Origin of the sequence: Rhizobium centroccidentale, assembly GCF_030182565.1 — a bacterium.
In the GTDB taxonomy this organism is placed as follows: Bacteria; Pseudomonadota; Alphaproteobacteria; order Rhizobiales; family Rhizobiaceae; genus Rhizobium.
The window spans coordinates 156,463-173,866 of the sequence record NZ_JAQJCG010000006.1; the positions used below are offsets into that span (position 1 = coordinate 156,463).

The window sequence follows — 17,404 nt, forward strand, 5'->3', positions numbered from 1 at the left end:
GGAAATGCCCGCCCAAATCTCAACCCAACATAGGTGTTGCGCGATGAGTTGCTAGGAGCGACCAAGCGCCGCGGTGCGGGCCTCGATCGCCTTGATCACCGACACCATGTCGAGCCGGCCATTGCCGAGCTCGACGCTCTCGCCATAAAGAGTGCGGCAGAGATCGAGGACAGGCGATGCCATGTTCGCGGCGCGGGCCGCCTCCGCGATCAGTTTCGTGCTGTTGAACGCATCGGCCGTCGCCGCCTGCACTGAAAAATCCTGTGCGATAAGCTTCGGAATTTTCACCCGCGTCAGATCGCTGGCCATCGGGCCGGAATCGATCGCGGCCTGGAAGGTCTTGAGATCGAGCCCGTTGCTCTCGGCAAAATGCGCGGCCTCGGCGAGCCCCGCCAGCATCGTGCAGAGATAGAGATTGACGGTCAGCTTCATGAGCAGCGCATTGCCGACCGGGCCACACAGGATCGTCTCGCGGCACATAGGCGCAAGCAGCGGCTGCACCTCGGCTACCGTCTCCGCATCGCCGCCGAGCAATGCGACGAGCTGTGCCGTCTCGGCAGGCTTCCTCGATCCCGAAACCGGGGCTTCGACATATCGCCCGCCGGCGCTAAGAATATCGGCCGCAAGCCCACGCGAATAGTCAGGCGGATTGGAGCCCATCGACACGACAACATGACCGGAGACCAGCCTGGCAAAGTCCGGTGTCCCGCGCCGCAGTACCTCGTCCAGCACTATGTCATTAACAAGCATGAGGATGACGATGCGGGCGCGCTCGAATACGTCCTCGACACTTGCAGCAACGGCCGCGCCGGCCTCGCGCAATGGTTCCACAGCGGCGAGCGAACGATTCCAAACCACGAGCTTCGTGCCGGCCCTTGCAAGATTGAGGGCCATCGGCTGGCCCATGACGCCGAGACCGACAAAGCCGACCTCCTCGCCCGGCTCGATGCCGGGACGTTCGCTGACGTTGGTCATCATAACAACTCCGACGGTTCGGGTGACTATGCGAACTCTGATGTCAGAAGCCGGCGGGAGAGCTCACTTGCCTTTCCCGCCGGATATGGGTTCATGGTTTACTTAGAACAGGCGGTCCAGCCACTCATTCTTGTCCGGCGCGCGGCCGAACTGGATGTCGGTCAGCGCAGCTTTCAGGCGCAGGGTCGTAGGACCAGCTTCACCATCGCCGATAGTGAAGCCGTATTTGCGGCCCTTCAGCTTGCCGATCGGCGTCACGACGGCTGCCGTGCCGCAAGCAAAGGCTTCGCTCAGGCGGCCGCTCTCGGCATCGGCTTGCCACTGCTCGATCGAATAGGGCTCCTCGCGCACGGTCAGGCCCATGTCGCGTGCCAGCTTGATGAGGGAGTCGCGGGTGATGCCCGGCAGGATCGTGCCGGTCAGCGGCGGCGTCTGGAGCGAACCGTCCTTGAACACGAAGAAAATGTTCATGCCGCCAAGCTCCTCGATCCAGCGTTTTTCGACGGCATCGAGGAAGACAACCTGATCGCAACCTTCACGCTGGCCTTCGGCAAGCGCGGAAAGGCTTGCGGCATAATTGCCGCCGCACTTGGCTGCACCGGTGCCACCTGGAGCGGCACGCGTATAATTCTCGGAAAGCCAAAGCGTGACGGCCGATCCGCCGCCCTTGAAAAAAGAGGCAACCGGGGATGCAATGACACAATAGATGTATTCTGCCGATGGCTTTGTGCCGAGCGCGACTTCCGTGCCGATCATGAACGGCCGCAGATAGAGCGATGACCCCTCGGCCGTCGGAATCCACGCGCGATCGATCTTGACGAGCTCGCGAACGGATTCGACGAAAAGATCCTCGGGCAGGGTCGGCATCGCCAGCCGCTCGGCCGAATTGTGGAAGCGGCGCGCATTGGCGCTCGGGCGGAAAAGGGCAGCCCCGCCGTCGGGCAGATGATAGGCCTTCATGCCCTCGAAGATTTCCTGGGCATAGTGAAGCACTACGGTCGCCGGATCGAGAGCAAGCGCCTTGCGCGGCTCGATCTTGGCACCGTGCCAACCGCGATCCTGCGAATAGCGGATCGTCGCCATGTGGTCGGTGAAGATGCGGCCGAAGCCCGGGTTCTGCAGCAGCGCTTCCCGCTCGCTGGCCGTCGCGGGATTGGGGTTTTTCTGGATGTCGAAGGTTAATGTTTCGCCGTTGCTCATGGCTCCTCCAATGCTTCTTGTGTCGCGGCTTTCGCCGCCCATCTCCCGAAGGATGGTGTAAATCAAATCGGGTGGTATTTGATTGCGTTTACGCCTGTTCTCACGCAAGTTTAAGAGCGATTTGCATAAAATTATGAGGCGAATCGCTATTTCTCGTTTGCAAGCCGACTATCGGTCTCATTGGGCTTCCATCAGAGCGATTTCGCAACGGCTTCGGCGGCGGCAGCGCCAGTTTCATAGGCGCCATGCGCGGTAGAATAACGCGCCTTCGAGCAGGCTTCTCCGGCGAAGAACAAGCGCCCGTCATGGGAAGCGGCGAGGACGCCGCGGAGATCGGACGCACCGGGCGTCGCATAAGAATAGGAGCCGCCGAAGAAGGGCTCTCCCGCCCAGGCTGACGCCGCCAACGGCGACAACTTCCTACCGACATCGGCGCCGAAGGTGCGCTTTAACTGCTCGACCGAAAAATCAAACATGGCATCTACGCCCTCTCGCTCCAGATCGAGCGCAAGATCGGCGGCGAAATAGGCTTCGATGACCGGCATGCCGAATGGCTTCAGCTGATAGGCTCCCGTCCGGCGGCTATGCTGCGATCCCATCACATGCGCATCCTCCGGGAACATCCGAGGTTCGGCTGTGCGAAGAAAGAGCTTGTTTGCCAAGCCGAGCGGCAGGCGGGATGCCGCTTCGATCTTCTCCGGAAGAGGTGGCCAGAAGGCGATGCGTTCGGCCGCAAGCACATTGGTGGAAACGGTGACGATGACGGCCTTTGCCCGCAGCTCACCCTTGGCGGTCGAAAGCACGATATGCTCAGCGCCGCTGTGATCGATGCGGCTGACCTCGGCGCCGACAACGGTCGGTACCCGCAGGCCGTAAGTGGCGACCACCATGCCGTAGCCCTGCCGCACGCGCCAGTCAGGACCGGGGCCGGGATCGTAGCGGCCAAGATCGATCACCGAGGACTTGTCGAGCTCTCCCCCGGTCATGAAGGCGCCGACAGCGTAAATCCTTTCATTCCACGGATCATCAGGCGACAACATGGCCGAGAGATCGGCATCTGTATCTCCCTCATACCCATAGACCCGCTCGAAGAAGTCGTTGACGGCGGCAGCTGCAGCCTTCGCATCGGGATCGTTCTGTTCCAACCGATGGCCGCCGTCGCTCCAGGGCGCGGGCGTGCGATCGACGGTCAGGCCCACTTCCTCGGCAATATCAGTCCAGGCGTTGGTGCGCGCGCCATGCAGCCAGCCGCAGCCCAAGTCGAGCGCGGCGGCATCGGCTCCGAACGGATGGATCGAGCGGGCGCGGCCACCGACGCGATCGGAGGCTTCGAGCAAGAGGATCGAGAGATCCGGCCGAAGCAATTGCAGTTGCCGGGCTGCAGCCACACCGGCTGCGCCGGCACCGATCACAGTAACGTCGACCTCGCCGCCTCTCCAGGATTCGATGGGCATTCCCGTTCCTCTTCGCACATGCGCTGGAGAATAATCCAGCCGCGCGACTTGGTGATATGAGGCTTGCCAATCCGCCGGCGGGAGCCCTGTCGATCATCTGTAGCCGACCTCGGCGCGGCCTGTAAACGGTCACAATGATGGGCATACCAAATTGCCGCATTGAGCGGAAATGACGAATGTCGTAGGTGCTTCATCGAGGCAGATAATGAGGAAGATCGTGCGGAAACCGACCTTCGCAAAAACACGTTCGACCAAGACGCGCAGTATTGGAGGCGCTTGTGCCAACACAGCTCAATAAGACGGCGGCCGGACGTCGGACTTCTTTCAAGTCGCGTCAGGAAACACCGATGTTCACGAAGGAGTGGTCCATCCCCGCGATCCTCACCGTCTTCCTGCTCGGCGTCTGCGGTCTGATCGCCTATTTCACCTGGACCCTCCTGCCGCCGGCGGCGACAGCACAGAACCATGTCGGTGGAGCTGCCATACTCAGCGATAGCAGTGCTCATCCGACGGCCAATTCCGCGCCCCAAAACAGAAGTAACGGCCGCAGCGGCGATGACGCAGGAATGAAGACTAAGATGCATGGGCGCGGTTTTGGCTCTACGGTCGCGCCCGGATAACAGCGGGCATGCGGCTATCCGACGACGCACTTCTTGACGAAATGCAGCCAGCTGTCGTTGCGCCGGATGGTCGCGCGCGGCAGGCCGAACGGATCATCGCCTGGCCTTGCCCGGCCGCGGCGTGTCGTGGTTGCGGCGCTGTAACCGGCTTCATAGGCAAGCACCCGATCGAGCGGCGTTTCGTCGCCATAGGGAAAGCAGAAGGACGAAACGCCCTCGTCGAGCAAATCTTCGAGCAGCTCGCGCGAATGCGTGATCTGACGGCGCGCCTCTTCCATGGGCAATTGCGGCAGGCGAACGTGATCCAGCGTATGCGACCCCACCTCATGCCCCAGACTGTGCCAATGCTTCAGCTGTTCGACCGACATGCAGGGCGCCTGAGCCACGCCAAGGGGGACATCCCAGACATTGCTGCCGCCGATCTGGTTCGCCACAACGAAATTCGTGGCGGTGAAACCAAACTCCTGCAACACGGGCAAGGCATTCTCATAGACATTTGCGTAACTGTCATCGAAGGTGATGGCAGCGACTTTGCCGGCCTTCTCGCCACGGATGTAAGGCATTGCCTCACGCAGCGACACACCCTGAACTCCAAGCTTTTTCAGCCATTCCATCTGACGACGGAAGGCTTCGGGATGGACGACCATGCTTCTGAACGGCGCCTTGCGCGACGGCGGCACCGCAATCTGGTGATATGCGAGGATTGGAACAGCCACGATGGATCGTCTCAGATGATGCGGCGCGAGCGCAGCGCGATCTTGGCACGATAGAGCGGCCGCAATACCTCTCTGGAGAGCCGCTCTGCCAACGTCTTGTGACTCTTAATCGTACTGCCGCCGAGCTGAGGGGAAATTTCACGCACGCCGCCAGGCAGGACGGTGAGCGGCGACACGCGCGTAAACCAGCTCATCTGCACGGTGGTATCGACGGGCCGATCGAAGACGAGGGTAGCCTCCAGCAGGCGGATGGCAGCATCGCGGCTGACGAGCTGGGCCACCATGCCGAGACCGATCCTCGTGGGCTGAATGACATCGGTCTCTCCCTGGGAAAGAACACATCTGCCGTGCTCCTTGCCCATGCGAAACGGAAAGCGAATGAAAGAACCTGGCTTCAGGCAGGCTTTGGCGGCAGCAAAAGCAGCATGGAACGCATCGTCGATCTCGACATCATCCTCGAAGATGAGACCTGCGTCGATATTCTGCTCGACGATCGCAGCCCAGGCCTTGCGATGCGACAGAAAGCAAGCGATCTCGCCCGTGCTCATGGCGAACGGATAATATGGCTTCTGCAGCCGAGGACGATAGACGCTGTCGATCTCGATGGCACTCAGAGTGCGCCCATCGACTGCCTCGATGACCTCGCTTTGCACCGGAAGCTTTGCAGCAAGCCTTTCGACCTGCGGCATGCGGTCACGGGCGCGATCCAGATGGATGATGAAACCACGAATGACGGGTTGGCCGGGCGCGTCCAGAACAGCACCGACCGGATTGGACGCAGGAGCGAACTCGAATCCCGTATGAGATCTTTCGAGCGGCATCGCCGAAGACGGGTTGAATTCGTGGGCTTGCATGAATGGATACCTCGAGATCATATTTCGCGAGGCTCTAGCAACCCTGAATGAAAGCGAGCTTAGGCAAACCTGAGGCGAAACTGAAAACGGTTGTTTTCAACGGATCTGAACAACTGAAGGAAGCTAAACGAGCATGCTGATGCGGCCACTCGCCATTTTGTCTTCAACCCAGCGGCGTTCATCCAGCCAGGCATGGCGTTTCCACCCTTCCCAGCTGAAACCGCACAGCTTCACGTCCCACTCGTCGGCGGGCAATCGCGACAGCGCATATCGGATGCCGAAGAAGCCGGTACTCGGAAAGAGCTGGTGCATCCGGCATTGGCTCACACCGAGTTCCTCGCAGCCCTCGATGTAGAACTGTGGCGGCATGATGCGGATTTCCTTGCCGGCACCGCCCACCAATTCGATCGTCCGCATCGTCCAATCGCTTCTCCTGCCTTTGAGGCGCGAAAGAAGATTGGGCTTGGGGTGATACTTGCGGATGATATCGGGATGATAGGCCAGCACGACCTCCTTGGCTGCCGTGAACGTCGCGCTGGTCAGGAAGGTCGGGTCCGTCAGTCGGCGCTGCATGGGCTTGCTGGAAGCTGCAAGCATGAGAATATCGGTGCGTGAACCGCTCAGGCCGATCGAGGCCTTCGGCTCGTTGAAACGCATGGCAAATTCGGCATTGTCCACGATCTCCGAGAGGTCGCGCTGCAGCTTGCCATTGCCAATGATGATTGCCGTCTTGCGGGTCAAATATGAACATCCATCAGGTCTGAAATCGCCGACCTAATGGAGCCAAATGAAGCCAAACTGAATGCCGGATCAGGGAGGGACGCATAAATCCTGACACGAACCTGAAAGCTGCCGCAATGTCACTTGCAAGCAACAGCAGTGCCTGAAAACCGCGCTTCAGCTCAGATTTGCATGCAGCCCAGGGCCACGCAAACCCGATTGCGATCGCAAACGGATGGTATCCTGCCGAATCAGAAAGGAGCCAAAACGGGCTCCCTGAAATCACGTGGAAGTTGAAGCCTGGCCTATTCGACCGAATTGAACTTCTTCACCTGAAGGAAATTCACTGCACTTCCGCTGAAGCGTTCGGGATCGATCGATGCCGTCTGCACCTTGAAACCATCCGTGTAAACGGCGGTCGGCTGAGCACGAAGCGTCGGGCTCACGAAGCGCGGCGCCTTGACCGGGCGGTTCACAATCTCGACCCGGGCCTTTGCGATCGCCCATTGCGAGATCATCTTCTCCGTCAGCGTCGGCGCAGTCGTCACCGTCGCGCGGCTCGAATCGGCCACGACGGCATCCTGCTTGTTCGGCCGGCCGCCCTTGGTCGCGATACCAGCGGCAATCGGACGTTCCTGCGGCGTTGTCGGCTCGAATCCGTCGTTGAAGCGACGGCTGCTGGCCTTCACCTCGTTGCGGACCGGTGCAAGTGCGGCCACCTGCATCGGCATTTGCTGTGCCGGTCTCTGCTGCGGCAGCACGGCGGCAATTGCCTGCGCCGCATCGTTGCCGTCAGCCATGCCACTGCTTGCGGGCGCTAGCTGATCCTTCGACGCGACGTTGTTTGACGGCTGCGCCACCGGAACCGCACTATTGGCATCCGATCGATCAGGACGGCTTTGCTCGAGAGCCGCAATGACCGAAGGCGAAAGTGCTCCTGCGTCAGCCTGGTCGTCGGCGGCCTCCTGATCGGCATCGGCAGATGCCAGCAGGCTTTCGGCCAATTCCGGACGCTGCGCCGGCACTGGAACGGCAGCCAGCTGGCCTTTCATGTCAGCCTCGGCCGATGCCACTTCGGCATCGCCAGGTGAGCGGCGATCAAGCAGCGACGGCACGGGCACATGATAGGAACGAAGATCGGCATATTGCGGCTGATCGCCGGTATCCGGCATGGCGGCGGCAAGCGCATCCTGTGCCGCGTTACGCGACGGCGAGACGAGAGCGGAAGCCACATCGCTGCCGGCAGGCTGATTGCCGAAGGCCGGGCGAACCTGCGGAACAGGCGCGTTTACGCTGGCAACCTGAACCTGGGCCGGGGCCGGAGCAGCGCTATCGTCACCATCATCACTGGCAGCCGGAGCCGGCTGGCCCTTCCGAGCAGCTGAGGCGATAGCTACCGGTGCCGCCGTCGTTCCGCTATCTGCATTATCCTCTTCCTCATCCGCACCGCCACCGCCGAACAGCCGGGCAAAGAAACCGCGGCGCGGCGAAGAGGAGCTGGCGACCTGGATATCGTCGGACGAGATGCGGCGCTTGTAATCGGCGACTGCCTGCTGGTAGCCCGGCAGCGGCCGTCCGTCGGCCGGAATATGCATCGTCTTGCCATCCGGGAAGAGACGGACGAGCTCCTGGCGATCCATGCGCGGCCATGCGCGCACGCCGCCGACATCCATATGCACGAAGGGCGAGCCGGAGGTCGGATAGTAGCCGACGCCGCCCACCTGCAGCTTCATGCCGATTTCGCGCAGCTTGGTGAGCTTGACGTCAGGAATATAGAAGTCCATCGCATTGCCAAGCATGTGCTGGCTCTTCTTGGCAACGCCGGTATGGGCCGAGCGTGTGCGCAGCATCTCGTTGGTGCCAGGCGAACGGAAACCGCAGATCACGTAGATGAATTCATGCGAACCGCTTTCGCGGTAGACTTCCCAGATCAGGTCGAACAGGCGCGGGTTCATCTTGGTCGGCTGATTCTTGCGCCAGTCGCGCAGGATGCGATTCAGCTTCTCCAAGCCGTCCGGATCGAACTTGCCGTTGCGCTTGTAGGTGATGACGGCCTTCTCGCCGGTATGGACGTAATAGATCTTGAGGCTGCGGGTTTCACCGCCAGCCTGAGAGGGAGTGCCGACGAAAACAGGGGTAGAAACAGCCAAAGCAAGGAGGCCAACGGCTACGACCTTGGCCACCTTGCTAAATAGGTTAGAGCACGCAGAATGCCAGCTCAAGCTATTAGGCTTGGTATTTGCACTCAAATTCGGCAATTCGATCCCCGTCCGACAGACAATGTCGCATCGTGTTCCAAATGGCTGTCAATTGCGGTGACACGATGGCAAAAATGCCACACATGATCGACCCCTTCATACATGGTGAACGATGCACTAACAAGTGCTTTACGACGGGTAACAAAATATGCTTGCCTAAACGTTAAGCTTTCCTTCAAGCCGCGTTTTTTTGCGGGTCATCCGGGTCTATGCCGTAGTCTTTCAACTTTCGGTAGAGAGTCGAGCGGCCAATACCCAGCTTTCTCGCGACTTGACTCATCTGCCCACGATAGAATTTGAGGGCAAATCGGATCAATTCTTCCTCGACATCCGCCAGTTTTCTGACATCGCCCGATGTATTCGTGCTGACGATGACATTGTCGGAAGCATCGGCTGAAGCAAGCGGAGTGGTTGCAGCCGATCCGTGCGAGACCCCGTAAGAGACTCGCTCGCTTCTTTCAGCCGCCAGAAGATCGGCCGAGGAGGCATGCGAATTATCCACAACCAAGGTCGGATGCTCGGCGGCGAAATAGCCGGGCAACTGCGCGGCGATCTGCGGGAAATCCGTGTCGAGCAGCTCGGGGCCTTCGGAGAGAACGACCGCGCGGAAGACCGCGTTTTCGAGCTGGCGGATATTGCCCGGCCAGTCATAAGCGGTCAGCAGCGCAAGGGCGTCGTTGCTGATGCCGAGCGGATGATCGAGCTTCTGCTCCAGTGCGAACCGGTCGGCAAAAGCGCGCGCCAGATGCGGGATGTCTTCCTTGCGGCGGCGCAGGGCCGGCATGGTGATCGGGAAGACATTGAGGCGATAATAGAGATCCTCGCGGAAGCGCCCGGCCTTGACCTCTTCGATCAGATCCTTGTTGGTCGCCGAAATCAGCCGGACGTTGACCTTCTGCGCGACGCGCGCGCCGACGGTCTCGATTTCGCCCTGCTGCACTGCGCGCAAAAGCTTGACCTGGACTTCAAGCGGCAGGTCGCCGATCTCATCGAGAAACAGCGTGCCGCCATCGGCTTCCATGAACTTGCCGACATGACGTTCGGCCGCCCCCGTGAACGCGCCCTTCTCATGGCCGAACAGGATGCTTTCGACGAGATTGTGCGGGATCGCGCCACAGTTGACAGTCACGAACGGCTTGCCGGCGCGGTCGCTGGCAGCCTGAATGGCACGTGCCACCAGTTCCTTGCCGACGCCGGATTCGCCTTCCAGCACGACCGGAATGTTCGATTGCGCGGCGCGATGGGCGAGATCGATGACACGCATCATCGCCGGGCTCGCCGAGACGATATCGTCGAAGGTGATGCTGCTCGAGCGAGACTTGCGCCCGGCGCGGGCCTTCGCCTCGCGCTGGTCGAGCTTCAGAGCATTGGCGATCGATGCCGCGATACGCTCCGGCGACACGGGCTTGACGACGAAATCGAAGGCGCCGGCACGCATGGCCTGCACCACGGTATCGATGCCGCCCTGCCCCGTCTGCACGATGACGGGCAGGTCGATGCCCATATCGTTCAGCGCGCCCAGGAACTCGATGCCGTTCATTTCCGGCATCATAAGATCGAGCACGATCACGTTGATCTGATCATTGCCACGCTTCAGAAACTCAAGGCCGAGACGGCCATTTTCTGCCAAATGGGCAACGTGTCCGTGCCGCTCGATGGCATTCTTCAGCAGACGGCGTTGAATCGGATCATCCTCAACAACGAGAATCTGCGCGCCCCCCTTGGCGCTATTGTAAACGGTCATTGGTGCCTCACTTCATGCGAAACCTGACACGGACATTCGCAGAAAGGCTTGAACATGAAGTTTTGCCAAACCATCGCATTTTAATCATTATGACGAATATAAAATCGCTTATGAATCAACGGCCAGCGCTGGAAAATCAGGCCTTGCGGTGGCCTTTCCAGCCGACTAGACACGAATGGATCGGACGATCCGAAAAATAAAAGCAGAGGAAATTTCGCCCATGAGCCCGACCTCGCTCCGCCACTCTCTTAACTTCTCAGCAAGCTCGGCCGCCGGCCAGGCGCTTGGAGACTTGCCGGCCTGGAAGCTAAGCGATCTCTATCCGTCCTCCACCTCCCCTGAGTTCGCCGGAGATCTGGAAAAGGCCGGCAAGATGGCCGTTGCCTTCGAAGAAAAGTGGAAGGGCAAGCTTACCGATGCTGCCGCCAAGACAGGCGACGCCGGCATCGGCGCAGCCATCAAGGAGTATGAAGCGCTTGACGATATCATGGGCCGCCTCGGCTCCTATGCCGGCCTCACCTACTTCTCCAACACCGTCGATCCGGCCAACGGCAAGCTCTACGGAGACGTGCAGGCAAAGCTGACGGACTATGCCGCGCATCTGCTGTTCTTCCCGCTGGAACTGAACCGCATCGACGACGCCGTCATGGACGCCTGCATGGCGAACGACGCCACCGCCGGCCATTATCGTCCGTGGATCGTCGACCTGCGCAAGGACAAGCCGCATCAGCTCGAAGACAAGCTCGAGCAGCTGTTCCTGGAAAAATCCATGACGAGTGCCGCCGCCTTCAACCGCCTGTTCGACGAGACGATGGCGGAGCTGCGCTTCGAGATCGATGGCGAAAAGCAGCCGCTGGAAGTCGCCCTGAACATGCTGCAGGAGCAGGACCCGGAAGTGCGCCGCAAGGCGGCCATGGCGCTTGCCGAAACTTTCAAGGCGAACCTGCGCACCTTTACACTGATTACAAATACACTCGCCAAGGATAAGGAAATTTCCGACCGCTGGCGCGGTTTCGAGGATATTGCCGACAGCAGGCATCTCGCCAACCGCGTCGAGCGCGAGGTGGTGGATGCGCTGGCTGCCGCCGTGCGCGAGGCCTATCCGCGGCTTTCGCATCGCTATTATAAGATGAAGGCCAAGTGGCTCGGCATGGACCAGATGAACTTCTGGGACCGCAACGCGCCGCTGCCGGAGACGCCCAATGCGCTGATCCCCTGGACCGATGCGAAGGATACGGTACTGTCGGCCTATGGCAATTTCGCGCCGGAGATGGCTGCGATCGCCAAACGCTTCTTCGATGAGGAATGGATCGATGCACCGGTGCGTCCGGGCAAGGCGCCTGGCGCCTTCGCGCATCCGACTGTCCCCTCGGCCCATCCTTATGTCCTCGTCAATTACATGGGCAAGCCGCGCGATGTCATGACGCTGGCGCATGAGCTCGGCCACGGCGTGCATCAGGTGCTGGCCGGCGGCCAGGGCGCGCTGATGTGCCAAACGCCGCTGACTTTGGCAGAGACCGCATCCGTCTTCGGCGAAATGCTGACCTTCCGCGCGCTGCTCGACAAGACCACCGACAAGCGCGAACGCAAGGCCATGCTCGCCCAGAAGGTCGAGGACATGATCAATACGGTCGTGCGCCAGATCGCCTTCTATGAATTCGAGCGCAAGGTGCACACCGCTCGCAAGAATGGCGAACTGACATCGGACACTATCGGCGAACTGTGGCTCTCTGTGCAGGAAGAGAGCCTAGGTCCGGCGATCAAGATCTCCGAAGGTTACGAGACCTATTGGGCCTATATCCCGCACTTCATCCACTCGCCCTTCTACGTCTATGCCTATGCCTTCGGCGATTGCCTGGTGAATTCGCTCTATGCCGTCTACCGCAACGCCGAAAAGGGCTTCCAGGACAAGTATTTCGAGCTGCTGAAGGCCGGCGGCACCAAGCATCATTCCGAACTTTTGAAACCTTTCGGCCTCGACGCGACCGATCCGTCGTTCTGGAGCAAGGGCCTGTCGATGATCGAAGGGCTGATCGACGAGTTGGAAGCGCTAGATAAGGGTGCCTGACACCCTACCGCCGAAGAAGTGCCCAATGGCCGACGCCATACCCTACGTCCTTTTCAGGGATGACAGCACAGGACAGATGATGATCTTCGCCGAACCGGCCGAGATCATCATCGCTCATACGCGCGCGCAGTTCTTCAATGCCCTCGATCGGATGGAGGAGGCCAGGCGGCAGGGAAAGTGGCTTGCCGGCTACATGGCCTATGAGGCCGGCCATCTCTTCGAGGAAAAACTCGCATCCTTCGCCGAGGAGGACAGGGAAACGCCCCTGCTCTGCTTCGGCGTTTTCGATGCTCCTGCCGCTGATGGCCATCCGCTCGGCCAACCGGCCCAGCGCGTGGAAAACCAGGAATTCCTGACAGAGCCGAAAGCGGCCTGGAATTTCGAGACCTATCAGGAGCGCTTCGACAGGCTGCACCAGCATTTGCGCCTCGGCGACTGCTATCAGGCAAACCTCACTATGCCGATCCACGCCCGATGGACCGGTGATCCGTGCGCCGCCTTCTGGTCGCTGATCGAACGGCAGCCGGTGAAATACGGCGCACTCGTCGATCTCGGAGGCCCGATCATCCTCTCGCGTTCGCCCGAGCTCTTCTTCCGGACCGACGAAGAAGGCTGGATCGAGACGCATCCGATGAAGGGCACGGCCAAGCGCGGCGCGAATGCCGCCGAGGACGAGCACATCATCGCCGCCATGCTTGCCGACGAAAAGACGCAGGCCGAAAACCGCATGATCGTCGACTTGCTTCGCAACGACATCTCGCGCATCACCGAGGTCGGCACGCTGGACGTGCCCAAACTCTTCGAAATCGAGACCTACCCTACCCTGCACCAGATGGTCAGCCATGTGCAGGCGAAGCTGCTGCCAGGCATATCGATCCGCGATATCCTTGCCGCCCTCTTTCCCTGCGGCTCGATCACTGGCGCGCCGAAAATGCGGGCGATGGAAATCCTGCACGATCTCGAAGACGGCCCGCGCGACGCCTATTGCGGCGCGATCGGCATGATCTCGCCTGGTGGCGCCATGCGTTTTTCCGTGGCGATCCGCACGATCACGCTTTTCGAAGACGGCCGCGCGGTGTTCAATGTCGGTGGAGGCATCGTCTTCGATTCGACGGCGGAAGCGGAATATGAAGAATGCCTCCTCAAGGCGCGCTTCGCCGTGGGGGACCGATGGATCGACCAGTAGAGGATTTTTCCCTGATCGAGACGCTGCGCTACGAGCCGGAAACCGGCTTCGTTCGCCTGCGCCTGCATCTCGCGCGGCTGCAACGATCCGCCCGCCGCCTTGGCTTTTCCGCCCCCAAGAACGTGCTCGGAAACCTGGAACAGGCGATTGCCGGTGCTGGCGCGCCCTTGCGAGTGCGGCTAACGTCGGACAGAGAAGGGCAAACGAAAGTGACAACGGCGCCGTTTGTTCCGCTTTTGCCCGACACCGTCTGGCGTGTCCGCATCGCCGCAACCCGGCTCGATTCCTCCGACAAGCTGCTGCGTGTTAAAACTACGCGACGAGGCGTCTACGAAGCAGCCCGCGCGGAATATCGGCCAGACGAGGCAGACGAAGTCCTGTTGCTGAATGAGAAGGACGAGCTTTGCGAGGGAACGATCACCTCCGTCTTCCTCGGGGACGGCGCGGACCTGCTCCGCGCGCCGCCCATATCAGCCGGCCTGCTTGCCGGTGTCCTGCGCACCGAACTCATCTGCCAGCGCAAAGCCCGCGTCGGCCGCATCCGGCTCAACGACCTGAAAGATCGCCCCCTTTATGTCGGAAACTCCTTGCGCGGCCTGATCCGCGCGCAACTCCTATGGAATTGATTGAATGTTCATCCTCTCGCTCACCTATCTCAAGGGCAATGACGAAGCTGACAAGCACATGGAGCCGCATATGGCCTGGGTGAAGGAAGGCTATGCCAAGGGCTGGTTCCTTGCCTCCGGCCGCAAGGTCCCACGCACCGGCGGCGTCATCTTCGCCCGCGGCGAGCGTGCCGAACTGGAGGCTTATGTCGCCGCCGATCCCTTCACCATCCACGGCGTCGCCGTTTACGAGGTCCAGGAAATCGCGCTGACCACCGTTACCGATGGCCTGGAAGCCTTGAAAGGCTGAGCGCGGCCTATAACGACATTCCGCTTATGTCAGCGAAAACCAACCTTGAAGGCAACAAACCCGTCGCATAAGGCGTGTATGTTGGCCTCCACTTGACTTTGTCCGGCTAACCCTCAACAGCTCTTTATTGTGACATCAAATTATGATTAGAGCCGCTCACCCCGCGTTTTCGCGCAAACTCTGCCAGCGCTTTCGCGCAGACTCTAATTGAATTTCGTGAACCGAACGGCGTCCCGCCTTTCGAAGGAGAAAAGAATGACGAAACAAAACTATCCGGTATATGCCGAAATTACCGGTCCGATCGTAATGATCGGCTTTGGCTCCATTGGCCGTGGCACCCTGCCCCTGATCGAGCGCCATTTCAAATTCGACAAGAGCCGGATGGTCGTCATCGACCCGCAGATGGATGCCGAGCACCTGGCGATCCTGGAAAAGCATGGCGTCCGCCATATGCAGGCCCATGTCACCAAGGACAATTACAAGGATCTGCTGAAGCCGCTGCTCACGGAAGGCGGCGGCCAGGGCTTCTGCGTCAACCTATCGGTCGACACCGGCTCGCTCGATCTGGTCAAGCTGTGCCGCAAGCTCGACGTGCTCTATATCGATACCGTCGTCGAGCCTTGGCTCGGCTTTTACTTCGACAAGAACCTGAAGAACGCCGACCGCACCAACTACGCTCTGCGCGAAACTATGCGCAAGGAGAAAGAAAAGAACCCGGGCGGCACGACGGCCGTTTCCACCTGCGGCGCGAATCCGGGCATGGTCTCCTGGTTCGTCAAGCAGGCGCTCGTCAACCTCGCCAATGATATCGGCCTGAAGTTCGAAGAGCCGGATCAGCACGACCGTGAAGGCTGGGCCAAGCTGATGAAGAAGGTCGGCGTCAAGGGCGTTCACATCGCCGAGCGCGACACGCAGCGCACCAAGCATCCGAAGCCGCTCAACGTCTTCTGGAATACCTGGTCCGTCGAAGGCTTCATCTCCGAAGGTCTGCAGCCGGCCGAACTCGGCTGGGGCACCCATGAAGAATGGATGCCGAAGAACGCCAAGAAGCACAAGAAGGGCTGCAAGGCTGCCATCTATCTGGAACAGCCGGGCGCCAATACCCGTGTGCGCACCTGGTGCCCGACCCCCGGCCCGCAATACGGCTTCCTGGTCACTCACAACGAGTCGATCTCGATCGCCGATTATTTCACGGTCCGCGACAAGGACGGCGACGTCACCTTCCGCCCGACCTGCCACTATGCCTATCATCCGGCCAACGATGCCGTGCTCTCGCTGCACGAGATGTTCGGCAACGGCGGCACGCCGCAGCCGGTTCACCACGTTCTTGATGAGGACGAGCTGGAAGACGGCATCGACGAACTCGGCGTGCTGCTCTACGGCCATGCCAAGAATGCCTACTGGTACGGCTCGCGCCTGTCTCTCGAAGAGACCCGCCGCATTGCCCCCTACCAGAATGCTACCGGCCTGCAGGTGACGTCTGCCGTGCTCGCCGGCATGGTCTGGGCACTGGAAAACCCGAAGGCCGGCATCGTCGAAGCAGATGAAGTCGATTACAAGCGCTGCCTTGAAGTGCAGCTGCCCTACCTCGGCCCGGTCGAAGGTCATTACACCGACTGGACCCCGCTCGATGGCCGTCCAGGCCTGTTCCCGGAAGACATCGACACGAAGGACCCATGGCAGTTCCGGAACATTCTGGTTCGCTAAGAGTATAGTGTTGGCTTGATGCAAGTCACGAATGCCCGCACAGGTCGTGCGGGCATTTTTGTTACGCAAGCCAGATAAATCAAGCAGATCGCCTGGGACGTCTTGCTTTAACCCGATGGTCGCGCCATCTTCCTTGCAACCGATACGCCTTTAGACCGCCTCTATTCGCGGGAGATATTTATGAAGATGAGAACCGTTCTTGCCCTCGTTGCTGCCGCGGCAGCCCTCTCTGCCTGCGTCGATTTCGGCGGTTCCAGACCGCCGCCGATGGGGATGAACCCGGGTGGCTCCCAGCCGCGCATGAATTCGGTGGAAGGAAGCTGGGCCGATTCGAACGGCCTGAATTCGACCTTCAACGGCGGCCGTTTCGAAACGCACACGACAGATGGCACGAACCAGCAGATGGCTTCTGGAACCTACACCACCGATCCATCCGGCGTGATTCAGATCAATCTCTATTCGAACATCAAGCGCACATCGTCGAAGGTGAATTGCTTCCTGGCCAATCCCAGCCAACTCAATTGCACCTCCGAAACCGGTGGACACTTCTCGCTCAATCGCCAGGGTTGATAGAAGCTCGATGGACGGATAAAGCATCATGCGCGGCATGCTGATCCTCTATCTGGCCCTTATAGCAGCATTGCCCGTCGCCATTATGGCGACGGTCCTCCCTGTAAACAGCTATCAGGCCCAGGGCATCGACGCCCTTGATTGTGACGGCCCGGCGAGCGTCCTTCTTTTCGCTGTACCCACTTTGCTCGTCTACGCCGCCGGCGCTATCCTGCTCTACCGAAGGCGGAATCGGCGCCTTCATCTTGTCGCCTCCCTCTGTTGTGCGCTCGTCTTCTGCGCTGCCGGCTGGAATGCCGCTGCGGCATTGCGCGACTCCTATGGTGCAGCCTCCGCCGAAGCCTGCGCCTGATCCGGCGGGCCATTTCGCTTCTTTGTAAAATCCGAATGAAGGCAACAGCTTTTACTTGCGCTCGC

Annotated in this window: 15 protein-coding genes and 2 pseudogenes; 8 read left to right on the forward strand and 9 right to left on the reverse strand. The window is 60.2% G+C overall.

The genetic code is table 11. The features are described 5' to 3' along the window. Window positions 1-51 precede the first annotated feature (51 nt). The 3 genes from PH562_RS10815 to PH562_RS10825 form a co-directional block, all read right to left on the reverse strand. Window positions 52-978, reverse strand: a complete 927-nt coding sequence (locus PH562_RS10815) for an NAD(P)-dependent oxidoreductase (protein WP_285172947.1) — start codon at window positions 976-978, stop codon at window positions 52-54. A 99-nt stretch (window positions 979-1,077) separates the two neighbouring features. Next, window positions 1,078-2,175: a branched-chain amino acid aminotransferase gene (locus tag PH562_RS10820; RefSeq protein WP_285172948.1), complete on the reverse strand. Its 1,098-nt coding sequence runs from the start codon at window positions 2,173-2,175 to the stop codon at window positions 1,078-1,080. Between the two features lie 191 nt (window positions 2,176-2,366). Then, window positions 2,367-3,629, reverse strand: coding sequence for a flavin monoamine oxidase family protein (locus PH562_RS10825; protein WP_285172949.1), 1,263 nt, complete (start codon window positions 3,627-3,629; stop codon window positions 2,367-2,369). A 347-nt stretch (window positions 3,630-3,976) separates the two neighbouring features. Here PH562_RS10825 and PH562_RS10830 point away from each other — a divergent pair, with 347 nt between their 5' ends. Beyond that, the gene (locus PH562_RS10830) at window positions 3,977-4,249 is read left to right on the forward strand and encodes a hypothetical protein (RefSeq protein WP_285172950.1); all 273 of its coding nucleotides are present in this window, start codon (window positions 3,977-3,979) and stop codon (window positions 4,247-4,249) included. A gap of 14 nt (window positions 4,250-4,263) precedes the next feature. Here PH562_RS10830 and PH562_RS10835 read toward each other — a convergent pair whose 3' ends face one another. The 6 genes and pseudogenes from PH562_RS10835 to PH562_RS10855 all read right to left on the reverse strand — a co-directional run. Next, a complete protein-coding gene (locus PH562_RS10835) occupies window positions 4,264-4,965 on the reverse strand; it encodes a polysaccharide deacetylase family protein (RefSeq protein WP_285172951.1) in 702 nt (233 codons plus the stop codon). Between the two features lie 11 nt (window positions 4,966-4,976). Then, window positions 4,977-5,819, reverse strand: a complete 843-nt coding sequence (locus PH562_RS10840; protein WP_285172952.1) for a glycosyltransferase family 25 protein — start codon at window positions 5,817-5,819, stop codon at window positions 4,977-4,979. Between the two features lie 123 nt (window positions 5,820-5,942). Continuing rightward, on the reverse strand, window positions 5,943-6,560 hold the full coding sequence (locus PH562_RS10845; RefSeq protein WP_285172953.1) for a glycosyltransferase family 29 protein: 618 nt from the start codon (window positions 6,558-6,560) through the stop codon (window positions 5,943-5,945). 284 nt (window positions 6,561-6,844) lie between these two features. Beyond that, complete coding sequence (locus PH562_RS10850) at window positions 6,845-8,797, reverse strand: peptidoglycan L,D-endopeptidase MepK (protein WP_285172954.1); 1,953 nt, start codon at window positions 8,795-8,797, stop codon at window positions 6,845-6,847. Window positions 8,798-8,972: 175 nt separating this feature from the next. Further along, window positions 8,973-9,185 (reverse strand): annotated as a pseudogene (locus PH562_RS30810) (helix-turn-helix domain-containing protein); the annotation flags it as partial. A gap of 104 nt (window positions 9,186-9,289) precedes the next feature. Then, window positions 9,290-10,541 (reverse strand): annotated as a pseudogene (locus PH562_RS10855) (sigma-54-dependent transcriptional regulator); the annotation flags it as partial. 220 nt (window positions 10,542-10,761) lie between these two features. On the opposite strand from PH562_RS10855, the gene PH562_RS10860 reads away from it, so the two are divergent. The 7 genes from PH562_RS10860 to PH562_RS10890 all read left to right on the forward strand — a co-directional run bounded on the left by PH562_RS10860 (window position 10,762) and on the right by PH562_RS10890 (window position 17,339). Further along, a complete protein-coding gene (locus PH562_RS10860) occupies window positions 10,762-12,609 on the forward strand; it encodes a M3 family oligoendopeptidase (protein WP_285172956.1) in 1,848 nt (615 codons plus the stop codon). A 25-nt stretch (window positions 12,610-12,634) separates the two neighbouring features. Next, on the forward strand, window positions 12,635-13,795 hold the full coding sequence (locus PH562_RS10865; protein WP_285172957.1) for an aminodeoxychorismate synthase component I: 1,161 nt from the start codon (window positions 12,635-12,637) through the stop codon (window positions 13,793-13,795). Next, on the forward strand, window positions 13,780-14,421 hold the full coding sequence (locus PH562_RS10870) for an aminotransferase class IV family protein (RefSeq protein ID WP_285172958.1): 642 nt from the start codon (window positions 13,780-13,782) through the stop codon (window positions 14,419-14,421). Before PH562_RS10865 ends, PH562_RS10870 begins: the two co-directional genes overlap by 16 nt. Before the next feature lie 4 nt (window positions 14,422-14,425). Beyond that, window positions 14,426-14,710: a YciI family protein gene (locus PH562_RS10875; RefSeq protein ID WP_285172959.1), complete on the forward strand. Its 285-nt coding sequence runs from the start codon at window positions 14,426-14,428 to the stop codon at window positions 14,708-14,710. A gap of 255 nt (window positions 14,711-14,965) precedes the next feature. Then, a complete protein-coding gene (locus PH562_RS10880) occupies window positions 14,966-16,417 on the forward strand; it encodes a homospermidine synthase (protein WP_113230747.1) in 1,452 nt (483 codons plus the stop codon). A gap of 180 nt (window positions 16,418-16,597) precedes the next feature. After that, window positions 16,598-16,987, forward strand: a complete 390-nt coding sequence (gene omp10, locus PH562_RS10885) for an outer membrane lipoprotein Omp10 (protein WP_015341076.1) — start codon at window positions 16,598-16,600, stop codon at window positions 16,985-16,987. A 28-nt stretch (window positions 16,988-17,015) separates the two neighbouring features. Continuing rightward, window positions 17,016-17,339, forward strand: a complete 324-nt coding sequence (locus PH562_RS10890) for a hypothetical protein (protein WP_285172960.1) — start codon at window positions 17,016-17,018, stop codon at window positions 17,337-17,339. The last annotated feature ends 65 nt before the right edge of the window (window positions 17,340-17,404 follow it).